Annotated in this window: 17 protein-coding genes; 3 read left to right on the top strand and 14 right to left on the bottom strand. The window is 73.4% G+C overall.

Translation table 11 applies throughout. The features are described from left to right. Positions 1-162: 162 nt before the first annotated feature. Together O7619_RS01880 and O7619_RS01875 are read left to right on the top strand one after the other, a co-directional pair. Entirely contained in the window at positions 163-1,017 is an 855-nt protein-coding gene (locus O7619_RS01880) for a helix-turn-helix transcriptional regulator (protein ID WP_282285288.1), read from the top strand. Continuing rightward, on the top strand, positions 1,014-1,202 hold the full coding sequence (locus O7619_RS01875; RefSeq protein WP_282285286.1) for a DUF397 domain-containing protein: 189 nt from the start codon (positions 1,014-1,016) through the stop codon (positions 1,200-1,202). Before O7619_RS01880 ends, O7619_RS01875 begins: the two co-directional genes overlap by 4 nt. 337 nt (positions 1,203-1,539) lie before the next feature. Here the strand turns inward: O7619_RS01875 and O7619_RS01870 are convergent, their stop codons facing one another. The 8 genes from O7619_RS01870 to O7619_RS01835 form a co-directional block, all read right to left on the bottom strand. After that, complete coding sequence (locus O7619_RS01870) at positions 1,540-1,668, bottom strand: hypothetical protein (RefSeq protein ID WP_282285284.1); 129 nt, start codon at positions 1,666-1,668, stop codon at positions 1,540-1,542. Between the two features lie 190 nt (positions 1,669-1,858). Continuing rightward, a complete protein-coding gene (locus tag O7619_RS01865; protein WP_282285282.1) occupies positions 1,859-3,022 on the bottom strand; it encodes an acyl-CoA dehydrogenase in 1,164 nt (387 codons plus the stop codon). Beyond that, on the bottom strand, positions 3,019-5,019 hold the full coding sequence (locus O7619_RS01860; protein ID WP_282285281.1) for a biotin carboxylase N-terminal domain-containing protein: 2,001 nt from the start codon (positions 5,017-5,019) through the stop codon (positions 3,019-3,021). The genes O7619_RS01865 and O7619_RS01860 overlap by 4 nt, the downstream gene beginning before the upstream one ends. Positions 5,020-5,029: 10 nt before the next feature. Then, positions 5,030-6,631 carry a carboxyl transferase domain-containing protein gene (locus O7619_RS01855; protein WP_282285280.1) on the bottom strand — a complete coding sequence of 534 codons (1,602 nt, stop codon included), beginning with the start codon at positions 6,629-6,631 and terminating at the stop codon, positions 5,030-5,032. Continuing rightward, positions 6,628-7,797 (bottom strand): acyl-CoA dehydrogenase family protein, encoded by a 1,170-nt coding sequence (locus tag O7619_RS01850; protein WP_282285279.1) that lies wholly within the window; start codon positions 7,795-7,797, stop codon positions 6,628-6,630. Before O7619_RS01850 ends, O7619_RS01855 begins: the two co-directional genes overlap by 4 nt. After that, a complete protein-coding gene (locus O7619_RS01845) occupies positions 7,794-9,470 on the bottom strand; it encodes an acyclic terpene utilization AtuA family protein (RefSeq protein WP_282285278.1) in 1,677 nt (558 codons plus the stop codon). The genes O7619_RS01850 and O7619_RS01845 overlap by 4 nt, the downstream gene beginning before the upstream one ends. Further along, entirely contained in the window at positions 9,467-10,261 is a 795-nt protein-coding gene (locus O7619_RS01840; RefSeq protein ID WP_282285277.1) for a TIGR03084 family metal-binding protein, read from the bottom strand. Before O7619_RS01840 ends, O7619_RS01845 begins: the two co-directional genes overlap by 4 nt. A gap of 25 nt (positions 10,262-10,286) precedes the next feature. After that, positions 10,287-10,892, bottom strand: a complete 606-nt coding sequence (locus O7619_RS01835; protein WP_282285275.1) for a TetR/AcrR family transcriptional regulator — start codon at positions 10,890-10,892, stop codon at positions 10,287-10,289. Positions 10,893-11,015: 123 nt separating this feature from the next. On the opposite strand from O7619_RS01835, the gene O7619_RS01830 reads away from it, so the two are divergent. After that, entirely contained in the window at positions 11,016-13,055 is a 2,040-nt protein-coding gene (locus O7619_RS01830; protein WP_282285273.1) for an aminotransferase class I/II-fold pyridoxal phosphate-dependent enzyme, read from the top strand. Between the two features lie 164 nt (positions 13,056-13,219). Here O7619_RS01830 and O7619_RS01825 read toward each other — a convergent pair whose 3' ends face one another. The 6 genes from O7619_RS01825 to O7619_RS01800 all read right to left on the bottom strand — a co-directional run bounded on the left by O7619_RS01825 (position 13,220) and on the right by O7619_RS01800 (position 17,722). Next, on the bottom strand, positions 13,220-13,990 hold the full coding sequence (locus O7619_RS01825; protein WP_282285271.1) for a class I SAM-dependent methyltransferase: 771 nt from the start codon (positions 13,988-13,990) through the stop codon (positions 13,220-13,222). 4 nt (positions 13,991-13,994) lie between these two features. After that, positions 13,995-15,062 carry a radical SAM protein gene (locus tag O7619_RS01820; RefSeq protein WP_282285270.1) on the bottom strand — a complete coding sequence of 356 codons (1,068 nt, stop codon included), beginning with the start codon at positions 15,060-15,062 and terminating at the stop codon, positions 13,995-13,997. A 2-nt stretch (positions 15,063-15,064) separates the two neighbouring features. Next, positions 15,065-15,922: a methyltransferase domain-containing protein gene (locus O7619_RS01815; protein ID WP_282285269.1), complete on the bottom strand. Its 858-nt coding sequence runs from the start codon at positions 15,920-15,922 to the stop codon at positions 15,065-15,067. Then, positions 15,919-16,413 (bottom strand): hypothetical protein, encoded by a 495-nt coding sequence (locus O7619_RS01810; RefSeq protein ID WP_282285268.1) that lies wholly within the window; start codon positions 16,411-16,413, stop codon positions 15,919-15,921. Before O7619_RS01810 ends, O7619_RS01815 begins: the two co-directional genes overlap by 4 nt. 2 nt (positions 16,414-16,415) lie before the next feature. Next, positions 16,416-16,877, bottom strand: coding sequence for a glycosyltransferase (locus tag O7619_RS01805; RefSeq protein WP_281586259.1), 462 nt, complete (start codon positions 16,875-16,877; stop codon positions 16,416-16,418). 167 nt (positions 16,878-17,044) lie between these two features. Next, entirely contained in the window at positions 17,045-17,722 is a 678-nt protein-coding gene (locus tag O7619_RS01800) for a Crp/Fnr family transcriptional regulator (RefSeq protein ID WP_007073398.1), read from the bottom strand. Between the last annotated feature and the right edge of the window lie 36 nt (positions 17,723-17,758).

Here is a 17,758-nt window from a genome sequence, read left to right as displayed (position 1 = left end):
GGTCATCGTTCGCTCACCGGGCGATATATGCAACATTACATCTTGGATGAAACGTACGAGTGCATTTCGCATAGATGTATTCGATTGCTCAGCGTGGCCGCCAGGTGTTACATATCGAGCGGAGCTATCGCCCGGTATGTAGTCGTGGAGGAGGAATGATCAGTGACGACGGACGCCGGTTCGACCGTCCCGAGGCGACAACTCGGGCGGTATCTGCGGAAGCTCCGCGAGGAAGCGCGTATGACGGTGAAGGCGGCAGCCGACGCGCTCGAGTGGTCCACGCCGAAGATCTGGCGCATCGAGACCGGCGCGACGTCGATGCGCTCACTCGACGTGGAAGCAATGTGCAAGATTTACCGTGCGTCGCCGGAGTTGACCGAGGCACTGATGGGCCTCGCCAAGGAGACGAAGGGGCGCGGCTGGTGGCACTCCTACGGTGACGCCATCCCCGAGTGGTTCGAGCTGTACGTCGGGCTGGAAGCCGCCGCCGCTCGCCTCCGCACCTACGAGGCGCAACTCGTCCCCGGCCTGTTGCAGACCGAGTCATACGCCACTCGGGTCTACGAGGTGGCCCGCCCCGAGATGACTCGTGAAGAGATCCAGCGGGGTGTGGCGGTCCGCCTCGGCCGACAAGGGCTTCTCACGCGACTCTCCCCGCGTGCGCCGCAACTCGACGTGCTGCTCGACGAAGCCGTTCTCCGACGCGACGTGGACGTAGAGCAGCTACAGCGTCTGATCACGGTAGGCCGGCAGCCGAACGTCTCCCTGCGGGTGATCCCGTTCGCCGTGGGTCTGCATCGGGGCAACATGACCAACGGCACGTTCACCATTCTCGACTTCGAAGCGGGAGCTGAGCCGTCGATCATCTACTCCGACAGCCTTACTGGCGCGCTCTACCTCGACAAGCCAGGCGAGGTGGCCACCTACGGGGAAGCGTGGACGGCCATGGAGAAGCCGGCGCTCACCGAAGCGCAGTCCCGCAAACTCATCGCATCGATCGCGGAGGAACGGACATGACCACGCTCATCTGGAAGAAGAGCACGCGCAGTAACGGCGGCGGCAACTGCGTCGAGGTTGCCACTCCGCCCCGGGTCGTCATGGTCCGCGACAGCAAGGACCGCCAGGGCCCGACGCTGTCCTTCACGTCCCCCGGGTGGACCAGCTTCGTCCAGGCTCTCAAATCGGGCACCTTCGACGCCTGAAGCGTCCTCCGCGCAGGCCACCTTGCACCTATTTAACCCGTCTTGACACCCGCGTTGCCCAGGGCCGCCGGGTGACCGGACGCCAGTTCGGTGACGTGGCGGTATCCGACCACCGACGATGCCACCACGTCACCGAACTGGTGTCGATCATTGGCCAAACGATCGCCGCCCGCCCCTCCGCGGACGAGACCCGGCCGGAGAGCAGGCCACCGTGCGGCCAGTTGCCCGTTTCGCGGCCTGCGCGGCGTCCCGAAGAGACCAGGTGAGTTGGAACCGTAATTCCCCTCTGGGGGCCGGATGCTTCCAAGATCTGCGCCGCGGCGAGGCGCATGCCGGGTCAGCGCGTCTCGCGGAGCAGATTCGCCAGGTCGGAGGCTCGCCAGGTCGGGTTGTCAGGTCCGTCGATCATCCAGCGATCCGGCCAGGACCGGTCGACCAGCTCGCCGCCGGCACCTGTTCCACTCATCCGTCCGCACCCGGCAGCCTCCCACCGCCGTGTCGCCCAGCCCGGTGGAACGCCACGGGTGTCTCCGGCCTCGTTTGACACCCGTGCTGTTCCACTCGTCGAAGGGGACGAGCAGGAGTGGAACGCCACGGGTGTCTCCGGCTCCGTTTGACACCCCTGGCGTTCCACCGGCCACGAAGAAGACGACAGGTCAGTAGGACTTGTCCTGGCCGAGGACGTGCTGGGCTACGAAGTTGAGGATCATCTCGCGGCTGACCGGGGCGATCCGACCGGCCCGCACCGCGCCGAGCAGCGTCGCCACCCCGTACTCCGTGGTCATGCCGGCCCCGCCGAGCGCCTGGACTGCGGTGTCCACGGCGAGCGCGGCGGCCTCGCCGGCCGCGTACTTGGCCATGTTGCCGGCGACGCCGGCCTCCAGGTCGCGGCCGGCGTCGTAGAGCGTGGCCGCCTTGTGGATCATCAGACGGGCCAGCTCGACCTGCACGGCCGCGTGCGCGAGCGGATGCGCGACGCCCTGGTGGGAGCCGATCGGCCGACCGCCCCAGACCTTGCGGGTGGTGGTGTAGTCCGACGCCTTCTCGATGGCGTAGCGGCCGGTGCCGGCGCCCATCGCGGCGACCGTGATGCGCTCCGGGTTGAGGCCGGCGAACAGCGCCGGCAGGCCGGCGTCAAGCGACTCCCCGACGAGCGCGTCGGCGGGCAGCCGGACGTCGTCGAGATAGAGCAGGAACTGGTTCTCGGGGGACAGGATCTCCATGTCCAGCTTCGACTTTTCCAGCCCGGGAGCGTCGGTCGGCACGATGAACAACGCCGGCTTCAGCTTTCCGGAGGAGGCGTCCTCGGTCCGGGCCACCACAAGCACGTGATCGGCTTCGTCGACGCCGGAGATGTAGACCTTGCGGCCGGAGAGCAGCCAGTCGTCGCCGTCGCGGCGGGCCACCGTGCCGAGCCGGTGGAAGTTCGAGCCGGCGTCCGGCTCGGTGATCGCGAAGACGATCTTCTGGGAGCCGTCGGCGAGGCCGGGCAGGTGCCGCTTGCGCTGTTCCTCCGTACCGTGCTTGTTGATCACCGTGGCGGCGATGGCGGGGGAGACCACGAGCAGCAGCAGCGGGCAGCCCGCCGCGGCCAGTTCCTCGCAGACGAGCGCCAGCTCGGTGATGCCGCCGCCGCCACCGCCGTACTCGGTGGGGATGTTGACGCCGAGGTAACCGAGCCGGCCGGCCTCGTGCCACAGCTCGGTGGTGTGCTCCCCGGCTTTGGCTTTCGACACGAAGTAGGAGTGGCCGTACCTGCGTCCCAGCGCCCGGACGGCGTCGCGGAGCTGGTCCTGCTCGTCGGTGAGGTCGAAGTTCACTGCGGGTCCTCCTCGGGGTCGACCACGGCCAGCACGGCGCCCGTCTCCACCTGGCCGCCGGGCGGCACCGGCAGCTCCGCCACCACGCCGGCGGCCGGGGCGAGCACCTGATGTTCGAGCTTCATCGCTTCCAGCGTCAGCAGCAGGTCACCGGCGGCGACCCGCTGGCCGACCTCGACGTGCACCCGGGTCACCGCGCCGGGCAGCGGCGCGAGCAGCGACCCGGCCGCCAGCTCAACGGTGGGCGGGGGCAGCCGCGGCAGCTCGGTGAGGCTCGCCGCCCCGTCCGGGCCGTCCACGAAGACCGACGACCCCACCCGGTGTACGCGGAACGCGCGCCGCACCCCGTCGACGTCGAGCACCACCCGGTCCGGCGCGGCGCTCACCAGCTCCACCACGGGCAGCTCGTTGTTAAGCGGGGCCCCTTCCTCTACCGAATCCGTTAAGCGGGGCCCCCGCCTTTCCCACTCGGCGAGTGCGCCGGTGCGGGAGAGGCGGTAGCTGATCTCGATGTCGGTGAAGCGGGTGACCTGCGGGACAGCGGGCACGTTGCGCCACCCCGACGGCAGCCCGGCGAGCACCGGTGCCGCGGCCCGGCGCGCCGCCGCACCGGCAAGCGCCGCCGCGAGCGCGGCCACCGGGAGCTGCTCGGCCGGCAGCAGCGGGGCGAAGACCTCGGGGTGCCGGTCCAGGAAGCCGGTGTCCACGTCGGCAGCGGTGAACTCCGGGCTGCGCAGCACGCGCACCAGCAGGTCCCGGTTGGTGGCCACGCCGTGCAGCTCGGCCCGGGCCAGCGCGCCGGCCAGGGCGCGGGCCGCCTCGGCGCGGGTGGGCGCCCAGGCGACCAGCTTGGCGAGCATCGAGTCGTAGTGCACGCTCACCGTCGAGCCGTCCACCACGCCGGAGTCCAGTCGCAGCCCGCGCGCCGGCCCGAACTCGGCGACGACACCGGGGATCACGAACCGGTGCAGGGTGCCGGTCGCCGGGCGGAAGCCCTCGGCGGGTTCCTCGGCGCAGAGCCGCACCTCGATCGCGTGCCCCTCGGCGGGCGGCGTGGCCGGGACCGGCAGCGGTTCGCCCTCGGCCACGAGCAGTTGCAGCCGGACCAGGTCCAGCCCGGTGGTCGCCTCGGTGACCGGGTGCTCCACCTGGAGGCGGGTGTTCATCTCCAGGAAGTGCACCTGCCCGTCCGGCGCGAGCAGGAACTCCACAGTCCCCGCGCCGATGTAGTCGACCGCCCGCCCGGCCGCCACCGCCGCCTCGTGCAGCCGCTCGCGCACCCCGTCGGGCAGCACCCCCGGCGCCTCCTCGACGATCTTCTGGTGCCGGCGCTGGATCGAGCAGTCGCGTACCCCGAGCGCCACCACCGTGCCGTGAGTGTCGCCGAAGATCTGCACCTCGACGTGCCGGCCGCGTTCGACGTACCGCTCGATGAAGACCGTGCCGTCGCCGAACGCCGACGCCGCCTCGCGGCGCGCCCCCGCGACGGCCTCGGCCAGCCCGGCGGCGTCGCGGACGATCCGCATGCCCCGGCCGCCGCCGCCCGCGGCAGCCTTGACCAGCACCGGGAAGTCGGTGACCTGGGCGGGGTCGGTCCAGGTGGGCAGCATCGGCACGCCCGCGTCGGCGAGCAGCGCCTTGGCCGCCATCTTGTCGCCCATCGCGGCGATCGCCTTGGCCGGCGGACCCACCCAGGTCAGGCCGGCGTCGGTCACCGCCGCCGCGAACTCGGCGTTCTCGGCCAGGAAGCCGTAGCCCGGGTGGACGGCGTCCGCGCCGGAGCGGCGGGCCGCGTCCAGGATCAGGTCGATCCGCAGGTACGTCTCGGCCGGCGTGTTCCCGGGTAGCCGGACCGCCCGGTCGGCCTCGGCGACGAACGGCGCGTCGGCGTCCGCGTCGGAGTGCACGGCCACGCTCGTCACGCCGAGCGTCCGGCAGGTGGCGAAGACCCGGCGGGCGATCTCCCCCCGGTTGGCCACGAGAAGGGTGTTGATCAAGGCTCTCCCCTCACATCCGGAAGACGCCGAAACCGTCGGCGCCCCTCACCGGTCCGTTGTGGATCGCCGACAGGCAGAGCCCGAGGACGGTACGGGTGTCGCGGGGGTCGATCACCCCGTCGTCGTAGAGCCGGCCGGAGAGGAACAGCGCCCCGGACTGCGACTCGATCTGCTGCTCGACCATCATCCGCATGGCCGCGTCGGAGTCCTCGTCGTAGTCGCGTCCCCGGGCGGCGGCGGCCTGCCGGGCCACGATCGACAGCACGCCGGCCAACTGCGCCGGCCCCATCACCGCCGACTTCGCGTTCGGCCAGGTGAACAGGAACCTCGGCTCGTACGCCCGGCCGCACATGCCGTAGTTGCCGGCGCCGTACGAGGCGCCCAGGTTGACGGTCAGGTGCGGAACCGTCGAGTTCGACACCGCGTTGATCATCAGGGCGCCGTGCTTGATGATGCCGCGCTGCTCGTACTCGGTGCCGACCATGTAGCCGGTGGTGTTCTGGAGGAAGACGAGCGGGGTGTCGGCCGCGTTGGCGAGCTGGATGAACTGGGTCGCCTTCTGCGCCTCCTCGCTGAACAGCACGCCCCGGGCGTTCGCCAGCACGCCGACCGGCCAGCCGTGCAGCTCGCCCCAGCCGGTCACCAGCGCCGTGCCGTAGCCGGGCTTGAACTCGTCGAACGCGCTGTCGTCCAGCACCCGGGCGAGGACCTCGCGCGGATCGAACGGCACCTTGAGATCGGCGCTGGCGATGCCGAGCAGCTCCTCCGGGTCGTACCGGGGTGGCAGCGGGGACGGGGTGCGCGGCGGCGGGCCGTGCTTGCGCCAGTTGAGCCGGCGTACGCACTGCCGGGCCAGCCGGATCCCGTCCCGTTCGTCCTCGGCGAGGAAGTCGGCCAGGCCGGACGTGGTGGCGTGCATCGCCGCGCCACCGAGCGACTCGTCGTCGGTGACCTCGCCGGTGGCCATCTTCACCAGTGGTGGACCGGCCAGGTAGACCTGCGACCGGTCCCGGATCATGATGGTGAAGTCGGACATGCCCGGCACGTACGCGCCGCCGGCCGTGGCGTTGCCGAAGACCACGCTCACGGTGGGGATCTTCGCCTTGGAGAGCCGGGTCAGGTCGCGGAACACCCGCCCGCCGGGAATGAAGATCTCCGCCTGGCTGGGCAGGTCCGCGCCGGCCGACTCGACCAGGTTGACCATCGGCAGCCGGTTGGCAAGCGCGATCTCACCCGCCCGCCGGGTCTTCGCCAGCGACCACGGGTTGACCGCGCCGCCGCGTACCGTCGGGTCGTTCGCGACGATCAGGCACTCCACGCCCTCGACCACGCCGATGCCGGTCACGGTGCTGGCGCCCACCGGGAAGTCGGTGCCGTACGCGGCCACCGGCGACAGCTCCAGGAACGGGCTGTCCGGGTCGAGCAGCAGCTCGATGCGTTCCCGGGGGAGTAGCTTGCCGCGCCCGTGATGCCGGGTCACGTACTTCTCACCGCCGCCGGCCCGCGCCTGGTCGAGCGCCGCCTCCAGTTCGGCGAGGCGTTCCCGCAGCGCCTCCCGGTTGGCCGTGAACGCCGGCGCGGAGGTGTCGATCGCAGTCTGGAGAACGGTCACAGGCCCATGCCCTTCGCGATGATCTCGTTCATGATCTCGGTGGTGCCGCCGCCGATGCCGAGGATCCGGGCGTCCCGGTAGTGCCGTTCCACCTCGGCGTCGCGCAGGTAGCCGAAACCGCCGTGCAGTTGCAGCGCGGCGTCGACCACGTGGTCGCAGGCGGCCACCGCCACGTTCTTCGCCATCGCCACCTCGGTCACCACCGGCTGCCCCGCGGCCACCCGCTCGGCCACCTCGTGCACGTACGCGCGGGCCGCCTCGGCGCGGGTGTGCATCTCGGCCAGCCGGTGCCGGACGAGCTGCCGGCCGGCGAGCGGGCGGCCGAACGTGGAGCGGTCCCGGCACCACCGCACCGCCAGGTCGACGCAGCGCTGCGCGGTCGCGTACGCCTGCGTGGCGAGCGAGAGCCGCTCGGTGGCGAACTGCTGCATGATGGCGAGGAAGGCGGTGTCCTCCGGCCCGACCCGGTTCGTCACCGGCACCCGGACGTCCACGAAGGACAGCTCGGCGGTGTCCGAGCAGTGCCAGCCCAGCTTCTCCAGCCGCCGGCCCACGGTGAACCCGGGCGTGCCCTTGTCGATCACCAGCAGGCTCAGCGAGCCCGACCCGGGGAAGTCGGTGCAGACCGCGGTGGTCACGAAGTCCGCCCGGACGCCGCTGGTGATGTAGGTCTTCGACCCGTTCACCACGTAGCGGTCGCCGTCGCGTACCGCGCAGGTGCGGATGGCCGCCACGTCCGAACCGCCGTCCGGTTCGGTGATCGCCAGCGCGCCGATCATGGTGCCGGCCAGCGTCGGACGCACGTAGGTGTCGATGAGATGCTGCGGACCGCCGGCGCCCGAGCCGGCGCTGTCGCCGCAGGCGGCGACGATGTGCGGCAGCGCGATGCCGTGCGTGAACAGCGCCGCGACCAGCCCGGACGAGCCACCCGAGCGGATGATCTCCTCGGTCACGACGATCGAGTCGAGCAGGTCGCCCCCGCTGCCGCCGACCGACTCGGGGAAGCCGATGCCGAGCAGTCCGATCTTCGCGGCCGTCTCGTGCAACGACCGGGGCACCTCGCCGGCCCGCTCCCAGCCGGCCAGGTGGGGCAGCACCTCCCGGGTGACGAAGGCGCGGGTCAGCTCGCGGAGCTGGCGGCGTTCGGGGGTGTCCACGAGGGTCATGCCGGCACCTCCGCCGGCAGGTCGACCACCCGGGCGCGGAGCAGCTCACCGAGCGCCTTCGCCTGCGGGTCGAACCGGGTGGACGCGGCCACGCCCTGCCCGAGCAGCCCCCGGATCACGAAGTTGACCGCGCGCAGGTTCGGCAGCTCGTACCGCTCCACGGCCAGCGTCGCCGTCTCCGGCAGCAGGTCCGCCAGCCGCTCCACGGTGAGCCAGCCGCGCAGCCAGGACCAGGTGGCGTCCGTCCGGGCCCACACGCCGAGGTTGGCGTCCCCGGCCTTGTCGCCGGAGCGGGCGCCCACCACCTCACCCAACGCCCCGCGCCGGCTGAGGTGTAAGGAGGGGGCCCCGCTTAACGCATTCGGTAGAGGCGGGGGCCCCGCCAATCGCTTCGTCGTGGGCGGCGGCGGGATCGGCACGCGCTCGCCGGACGGGAGCACCGCCACGTGTTCCACCGCGTCCTGCGCGACGGTGTCGGCGGTGAACACCCCGTACGGCGTCGCGTCGCCGGGCAGCGTGGTCAACGTGCAGCCCGGGTAGGAGGCGAGCGCCAGCTCCACCGCGGCGGCCGAGAACGCCCGCCCGGCCCGCGCCCGGTCGCCGTCCCGCAGGTGTACGTGCAGCAGCGCGCTCGCCGCCTCGGTGTCGGCGGCATCCGGGTGGTCGGTGCGGGCCAGCGTGAACTCCAGCCCGTCGACGCCGACCGCCTCCTCCACCTGCCCCCGGACCAGGGCCGCCTTGGCCGGGATGTCCAGCCCGCACAGCACGAACGTCATCGAGTTGCGGAAGCCGCCCAGGTTGTTGACGCCCACCTTCAGCGTGTCCGGCGGTGGCGTGCCGCGCACCCCGGAGACCCGGACCCGGTCCGGACCCTCCTGCTCCAGGCGCACCGTGTCCAGCCGGGTCACCACGTCCGGCCCGGGATAGTCCGGCCCGCCCACCTCGTACAGCAGTTGCGCGGTGACCGTCTCGACGGTGACCGCGCCGCCGGTGCCCGGATGCTTGGTCAGCACCGACGACCCGTCCGCGTGCAGCTCGGCGATCGGGAAGCCGGGCCGGTGCCCGCCGTCCGGCAACTCGGTGAAGAAGCTGAAGTTGCCGCCGGTGACCTGCGCCCCGCATTCGATCAGGTGCCCGGCGACGGTCGCCCCGGCCAGCGCGTCGAGGTCGTCGCGGGTCCAGCCGAAGCGGGCGATCGCCGGCCCGACCGTCAGGGACGCGTCGGTGACCCGGCCGGTGACCACCACGTCCGCGCCCGCGTCGAGGCAGGCCGCGATCCCGAACGCGCCCAGGTAGGCGTTCGCGGTGAGCGCGTCCGGCCGGGGGAGCGCGTCGCCCTCCACGTACCCGATCCGTACGGTGAGGCCGAGCCGGTCGGCGAGCGCGCCGATCGCGGAAGCCAGTCCGGCCGGATTGAGCCCGCCGGCGTTGGTGACGATCCGCACCCCCTGCTCCAGCGCGGTGCCGAGCACGCCCTCCAGTTGCCGCGGGAACGTCTTCGCGTAGCCGAGCGACGGGTCGCGCATCCGGTCCCGACCGAGGATCAACATGGTCAACTCGGCCAGGTAGTCGCCGGTCAGCACGTCCAGCTCGCCGCCGTCGAGCATTTCCCGCCAGGCGGCGAACCGGTCGCCGTAGAAGCCGGAGGCGTTACCGACCCGCAGCACGCTCATGGGCGTGCCCCGCTCGCCGGCTGGCGCTTGTCGCCGGGCGGTCCGGCGAACGCCTGGGCCACGTCCAGCCACTCGTCGGCGACCGGCCCGGTCGCGACCAGGGCCAGGTCGGCGCGGTGCCGCCGCTGCGTCACCAGCAGGCAGAAGTCGAGCGCCGGCCCGGTCACCCGGTCGGCGGCGTCCGCCGGCCCGAACGCCCAGACCTCGTCGCCGGCGGGTGCGGCCAGCTCGACCCGGACCGGGTCCGCCGGCACCGCGCGGCCGTGCGCGGCGAAGCCGTGCCCGAGGGTACGGAAGCCGAGGTGCGCGACGTGCCGCAGCCGGGCGGTCGGGGTGCGGATGACGCCGAGCGCGTCGGCGACGTCCGCGCCGTGCGCCCAGGTCTCCATGATCCGGGCGGTGGCCATCGAGGTGGGCGACATCCGGGTCCCGTACCAGGGCAGCTTCTCGCCGGCCGGGGCGGCGGCCAGGGCCGCCGCGAGCGCGGACCGACCGGCCCGCCAGCGGGCCAGCAGCGCGGCCGGCGGGGCGAGGAACGCCTCGGCGCCGTCCTCGACCAGACGGGACAGGTCCGGCGCGGCGGTGACCGAGGCGAAGAACGCCGACTCGTCGGTGGCGGCGAGGTGGGCCACGTGGTCGGTCCAGGCCAGGTGCGCGATCTGGTGCGCGACGGTCCAGCCCGGTGCGGGCGTCGGGCGTTCCCATCCGTCCGCCGGCAGTTCCGCGACGAGCGCGTCGAGCTGCTCGGACTCGGCGGCCAGGTCCGTGAGCAGTGCGGTCAGGTCGACCATGGCGCCTCCGGGCGGTTCGGGCCGGTCAGGGGGTGAGGAGCGTGGCGAGCTGGCGTTTCCAGGTGTGCAGCAGGGCGGCGCGGCGGGTCGAGTCGTCGTTGAGCAGGTTTGCCACGCCCAGCCCGCGGAGCAGGTCGAGGGTGGCCTGCACCGCCTCGCGGACGCCGGGGCGGCGTTCGTCGACGCCGAGCAGTTCGACGGTGAGCCGGTGCATCTCCCGGCCCACCGTGGCCTCCAGTGGGACGAGCGCATCGCGCAGCTCGGCGTCGGTGCGGGCGGCGACCCAGAGTTCGAGGGCGGCGACGAAGAGCGGCCCGGTGAACGCCACGCCGAGCAGGTCGATCACCCGGTCCAGTCGTTGCGGGCCGGCCGGCAGGGCATCCGCCTCGGTGCGCAGCTCCATGGCCCGGCGTTCGGCGAGGTGGCCGACGGCGGCGGTGACAAGCGCGGCCCTGGTGGGGTAGTGGTGGAGCTGCGCACCCCGGGAGACACCGGCGCGGGCGGCCACCACGGTGGTCGTGGTGCCGGACCAGCCGTGCTCCACCAGGCAATCGACGGTCGCCTCCAGCAGCCGGGCCTGGGTGGCGCGGCTGCGTTCCTGCTGCGGGACGCGGGTCGGTGCGGCGGGCACGGGGACAGCCTCCCGTCCCGGAAACAAACAGTCAAGACTGACTTTTTCTCGGGGCTGACATCCGACACCTCCGGCGGCCGGATTCGGCGATACTGTGCTCCGTTCACGGGGAGGGCACGAGACATGGATCAATTCGTGCTGGTCGGCGGCTCCGGATTCCTGGGCACCGCCACCGCCGATGCGCTGCTGGCCGCCGGGGCGCAGGTCACCACCGTGGACCGCCATCCGCCGGCCGAGGCGCACACCGCCGCCGGCCTCGACTGGATCCCGGTGGACCTGCTCACCGACGACCCGCCCGAGCTGCCGCCCGGCATCGTCGTGGTGCTGCTCGGCGCCAGCGAGCCGCGTCCCCGCCGGCCCTGGACGCTGCCGCTCGACAACGCCGTCAGCACCGCCCGGCTGCTGCCCCGCCTCGCCGGCCGGCGAGTGGTGCTGACCTCGTCCGTCGAGGTGTACGGCGCGGCGGCCGGTCCACTGACCGAGGACACCGCACCCGAACTGCCGTGGACCGTCGGGGAGATCGACGACTGGTGCGCGCGGGCCCGCGAACTGGCCCGGACACCCTGCCCACCCTGGCGGTCCGCCCCGCTGGCCCGGGTCATGGCCGACGCCGATCCCACCGGCCGCTGGACGTACGCGATGGCGAAGCTCGCCCAGGAACGGCTCGTCGCCGGCGCGGTCGACCCTGACCGGCTGACCGTGCTCCGGCTCGCGAACGTGGTCGGCGCGGGACAGCACCGGGTCGCCACCCGGCTGGTCCGCCGGGCCCGTCAGGGGCTGCCGCTGCCGGTCACCGCGGACGCCGTCCGCAGCTTCCTGCCCGCCGGCGCGCTCGCGGCGATCCTGCTCGCCGGGATCGGCGCCGGCGTCTGGAACGTCGGCGGGGAACCGGTGCCCCTCACCGACCTCGCCACCTGGATCCGGGACCTGTGCGGCTCCTCGTCGCGGTTGCGGACCGTACCCCGCCACGGGCCGGACAGCTCCGGGCTGGTGGTCACCGACAGGCTGGCCGCCGCCGGCCACCGGATCGGTCCGCTCCGCCCACACCTGGCGGCGCTGGTCGCCGAGGTGGACGCCGACCGGACCCCGCTGTTCCGGCCGCCGCTGCCGGTCGTCGTGCCGCCCCCGCCGGCCAACCCCGAGCTGGTGGCCGCCCGCCAGCAGGAGGCGCTCGCCAGCGGCGAGGTCAAGCACGGCAACCGGTGGACGCGGGAGCTGACCGAACGACTGGGCAAGGAGCTGGAACTCGACGACGACCACCGGGTGCTCGTCACCGCGTCCGGCACCGCCGCGCTGCGGATCATGGTGGCCGCCACCGTCGGCCCGGCCCGCCCCGGCGACGTGGCGGTGCTGCCGTCGTACACCTTTCCCGCGACCGCGGAGATCCTGGTCCAACTCGGGTACGCGCTGCGCTTCGCCGACGTGGACGCCGCGACCTGGACGCTCGATCCGGCGGCCGTCGCCACCGCGATCGGGCGCGGCGGCGTACGGGTGGTGCTCGGCGTCGACACCTTCGGCAACCCGTGCGACTATCCGGCCCTGCGTGCGGTCTGCGACGCGGCCGGGGTGGCGCTGCTGGCCGACTCCGCCGCCGCGCTCGGCAGCCTGCACCAGGGGCGCCCGGTGGCGCAGCAGGCGCTTGCCCACTCGTACTCGATGAGTTTCGCCAAGGTGGTCTCGGCCGGCGGGGCCGGCGGCGCCCTGGTGCTGCCCGCCGACGCCGCCGAGGCGGTGCTCGCCGCGCCCGCCGGCTGGACCCGCTCGGAGCTGATGAACGAGTTGCACGCCGTCGTCGCGGTCGACCAGCTCGCGGAACTGGACACGCTGGTCCGGCGGCGGGCCGAGGTGGCCGAGGTGTACGCGGACGCCGCGCGCCACCTGCCGGTGGAGTTCCAGCAGGTCCGCCCCGGGGACCGGCACTGCTGGGTGCACTGGGTGGCCCTGGTCGCCGGGCGGGACCGGGTGGCGGCGGAGCTGGCGGCCCTCGGCGTGCAGACCAAGCCCTACTTCGCGGCCATCCACCGGGGTCCGCTCGGCGGCGGCGAACCACTGCCGGTGACCGACCGGCTGGACGCCGAGGCGCTGGCCCTGCCGATGTCGTCGGAACTCACCGTGGAACAGGCCGAACGGGTCGTCGCCGCGCTGCGCCGCTGCCTGGGCTGAACCCGGCCGCGCTCGCCGGCACGGACGGCCGACCCGCGCCCCGGCGGTGGGTGTGGCCGGTCACGCCGGGGCGCGTCGGCGGCCGGTGCGGCCGGTCAGGCTGGGGCGCGGCGTCGGCGGCCGGTGCGGTCGGTCAGGCCGGACGCGGCGGCGGGTGTGGCTGGTCAGGCCGGGGGGCGGCGGCCGGTCACCAGCAGTTGCTTGCCGGCGTCGGCCAGGACCGGGTCGTCGCCCAACCGGCGCTCCAACGCCAGCAGCGCCTCCGGGTCGGCGGCGAGCCGCGCGGCCAGCCCCACGCGACCCAGCGGCCCGGCGCTCACCAGCAGCCCGGCGCTGCGTACCTCGACCAGGCCGGCGGCGGCGAACCCGGCCTCCAGCCGGGCGCGGTCCAGCAGGTGCAGATCGGCGGCCTGCCCGCCGGCACGCCACACGCCCCGGCGCCGGGCCAGCCGGTCCACCACCTCGTCGTCCCGGCCCGCGCCGACCAGCTCCAGCACCAGGCCGACGAGCGAGTCGACGAGCACGGCCAGCACCCCGCCCGGGCGCAGCCAACCGGCCAGGTGCCGGACCGCCCGTTCGGGATCGGCGGTGTATTGCAGGGAACCCATCGCCAGCACCGCGCCGGCCGTGGCGGGCAGCGTCACGTCCGTCATCGAGCCCTCGACCAGGGTGAAGCCGGGACCGGGCGGCCGGCGGCGCAGCTCGGCGATCATCCCCGGCGCCTGCTCCACACCTGTCACCGGATGGCCCAGGTCGAGCAGCCGCCGAGCCCAGCGGCCCACCCCACAACCGGCGTCCACCACCGGCGCGTCCGGCGGCAGCAGCGCCCGCACCCGCTCCCACGCCAGGTCGTCGTAGGCACGCCGGTGCGGCACCGCGAAGTGCTCCTCGTAGCCGGGGGCCAGCGCGTCGTACAGCGGCTGGCTCGGGCGCATCGGCTCAGACAAGGCTGCGCCGCCCGCGCCGCCACTGCCGGTCGGCCAGATAGGTGCCGGGTCGCCAGCGCAGGTTGAGGCTGTAGTTGCTGCCGCAGCCGACGCACTCCTTGCGGAACAGCTTCGCGTGCTCGGCGCGGTATTCCGGGGCGTCGACGATCTCGGCGATCGGCCGCTGCCGGACCGAGGCGGTCGGGTCGTGCGCCCAGCAGCCGCCGATCTCGCCCCGGGAGTGCACCATCAGCTTGAGCTGCGACTCGGCGCACGGCAGGTCACGTTGCACCAGGTCGTCGAAGTGCCCGCGCAGGTAGCGCAGCTCCGAGTAGCGCGGCAGCCACCGCCGGTCGGCCCGGGCCATCGCCTCCAGCTCGGCCAGCGCCGCGTCGAGCCGGTCGCCGGCCACGTCGGTCTGCCCGGTGACCGCGTCGGTGCGGAACAGGAACGTCCGGTCGGTGACCAGGTTGAGATAGAGCGTCACGCCCAGCTCCTGGGCCAGCGCCGCGATGCCGGGCAGGCTGTCCACGTTGTCCCGCATCACGGTGAAGTTCATCCGCACCTTCAGGCCGAGCCGGTCGCGCTCCGCGATCAGGTTGCGCAGGTGCCGGGTGGTCGTCTCGAACGCGCCGAGCCGGCCCCGGATCCGGTCGTGCACCAACGCCGTCGGCCCGTCGACGGAGACGTTGAAGCTGCGTACGCCCGCGGCGAGCACCTCCGCAAGGACCGGCGGGGTGAGCCGGATGCCGTTGGTGTTCAGGTGCAGGTGGCGCACCCCCACCTCGCGGGCGTACGCCATCAGGGCCAGCGCGTCCGGCCGGATCAACGGCTCGCCGCCGGTGAAGTTGACCTTGTGGATGTGCAGCGCGACGAGTTGGCGCAGGACGTCCCGCCACTCCTCGGTGGACAACTCACCCCTGGTGTTCGTGGTCCAGCAGCCGCAGCTCGTGCAGCGCAGGTTGCAGTTGTCGGTGAGGAACAGTTCGGCGACGAGCGGCCGTACGTGCAGCCGGGGCGCGACCCGCTCCTTGACCGCGAGCCGGCCGAAGAACCAGGCCAGCCGTGCGGTGTCGGCCATGCTCACGGGCACCTCCGGTCGGTGTCGGTGTCGATCTCGCGCACGGGCGTCTCCGGACGCTTCCGGGCGACGACGAAGAGGTTGGCCGAGCGGAACAGCCGGCCGTCGAGGTGGATGCCGCGCTCCAGCAGCCGGCGCACCGGCCCGCCGGTGAGCAGCGCCGGGATCTGCAACCACCGCCAGAACAGGTTCGCGCCGGTGACCGTGGTCGGCGCGAAGCCCGCCGCGCGCAGCAGGTCGAGCAGCTCACCGGTGCGGTAGTTGGTGTGCCGGTCCCGGCCGACCGACATGTCGCCGCGCAGGTCGTCGGAGAGGTCGGCGAACCGGCTGTGCCACACCTGCGACCCGAACCGCCACGAGTAGATCCGGCGGTGCAGCCGGGGGAAGTCGAACTTCGCATTGTCCGGGTCGAGGAAGCTGAAGATGTGCCGGCGCGGCACGGTCAGCACCAGCAGACCGCCGGGGGCGAGCACCCGGTGCGTCTCGGCGAGCAGCGCGGCCTCGTCGGGCACGTGCTCCAACACGTCGAGCAGGCTCACCGAGTCGAAGCGACAGTCGGGGAACGGCAGCGGCCCGCCGACCCGGAGCCGGTGCAGTGGCAGGCCCGGGTGGCGGGCGGCCAGCCCGGCGAGGTAGCCCGGGTGCGGGTCGGCGCCCTCGCAGGTCACCGTGCCGTGTTCGTGCAGCGTGCCGAGGAAGTCACCGGGACCGCAGCCCAGGTCGAGGTGCCGGCCGGTGCGGTCGGCGAGCGCCGCCCAGGCGAACGCGTACCGGCGTAGCGGGTGGGTGTCGAACGGCTGCCGGGCCGCCGCGTCGGCCCGGCTCGTCGGCCCGGTCGGGCGCTCGTCGGCGCGGCTCATCGGACCAGCCGGGCACAGAGCGCGTCGAGCGTGGCGGCCAGCCGTTCGCCGTCGACCGCGCCGGGCAGCGGCCGTTCGGCGAGCAACAGCCGCTGCCGCTCCGGGTGCCCGGCCACCACGGCCGGCAGGTCGGTCACGTCCCACACCGCGACCACCCGACCCGTGCGCTCCTCCGCGCGCAGGTAGGCGGCCTGGTGGTCGTTGCCCATCTCACCGCGCGCCGCCTCCCGGGCCACCGCGACCGGCACCCGGCCGAGGCGCTGGACCAGACGGACGGTGTTGCCCGCGTGGGTGATCACCACGTCGGCGGCGGCCAGCCGCTCCCGCAGGTCGTCCAGGGGCAGGAACGCCTCGTGCGGGCACGGCGGTGTCACGGTCGAGGTGCCGGTCTGGACGAACACCTCGTGCGCGGCGCAGAGCGGCGCGACGGCGGCGACCAGGCGGTCGAACGGCCACGGACCCATGCCGACGGTGACCAGGACGCGGGCCATGGTCAGTAGAGCTCACCGATGAGCACCGCGCGGGGCCGGGAGGCCAGCAGGGCGGGCCGCTGGACCAGCACCGCGGCGGCGAGCCGGGAGCAGAGCCGGGCGGCGGCCCCGGCGGGCCCGGTCATGTTGAACGTCTCCAGCCACAGCGACGGCACCCGGAGCAGGCGGGCGGCGAGGAAGACGCCGACGGCCACTCCGGTGCCGGCCGACACCACCACGTCGGGTCGCTCCCGGCGCAGCAGACGCAGGGCCCGCCAGGTCGCCGGCACCACCCGGAGCCGGGTGCGTGTCGACAGCTCGGGCTGCCAGTGCACCCGCTGCCCGGCCAACGCCACCTCGGTGTCGGGGGCGCGCACCGCCACCCAGACCGGGTCGTGCCGCTCCCACCAGGGGCGCAGGGCGAGCAGGTCCAGCAGGACGCCGCCGCTGCTGGAGACGAGGAGTATCCGGTAACGCCGGCCCATCACGCCACGCTATCGCAGAGTCGCGGATCGGGGCGGCCCGGTCCAGGATGGACGGTGGTCGGCGCCGTCCCGGGACCAAAAGTGGTGAGGACGTCGGGACCGGCCCGGGCCGCGCGGGGCGGACCGGGCCGGGGCGAATCGGGGGCCGGAAGCGCCGGCCGGGAGGGTCAGACCCGCGCGCGGCGGGCCAGGCGCTCCGGATCGAGGATGATGATGCTCTTGCCGTCCAGGCGCAGCCAGCCGCGTGAGGCGAAGTCGGCGAGCGCCTTGTTGACGGTCTCCCGGGAGGCCCCGACGAGCTGGGCGATCTCCTCCTGGGTGAGGTCGTGGGTCACCCGCAGCACGCCGCCGTCGCGGGTGCCGAACCGGCCGGCCATCTGGAGCAGGTTCTTGGCGACCCGGCCCGGCACGTCGGTGAAGATCAGGTCGGCGAGCGAGTCGTTCGTCCGGCGCAGCCTGCGGGCCAGCACCCGGAGCAGTTGCTCGGCGATCTCCGGCCGGTTGTTGAGCCACGGCCGCAGGGCCTGCTTGCGGAGCCGGACCAGCCGGGTGTCGGTGACCGCGGTGGCGGTCGCCGTCCGCGGCCCGGGGTCGAACAGCGACAGCTCGCCCACCATGTCCGACGGGCCCATCACGGCGATCAGGTTCTGCCGGCCGTCCGCCGCGCGGCGACCCACCTTGATCTTGCCGGACAAAAGGATGTAGAGACTGTCTCCGGGCTCGCCCTCGTTGAACACGACCTCGCCCTTGCGGACCTCGATCGTCTCCATCTCCTTGGCGAGCGCCTCGGCAGCCTCCGGGTCAACGCCCTGGAAGATCCCGCTGCGGGCCAGTACCTCGTCCATCGCGCACCTCCGCCTGCGCGTGCCGTCCGTCGGCCG

It is taken from the genome of Micromonospora sp. WMMD998, assembly GCF_029581235.1.
Lineage (GTDB): Bacteria > Actinomycetota > Actinomycetes > Mycobacteriales > Micromonosporaceae > Micromonospora.
This window is presented reverse-complemented; position numbering and strand designations above follow the sequence as displayed.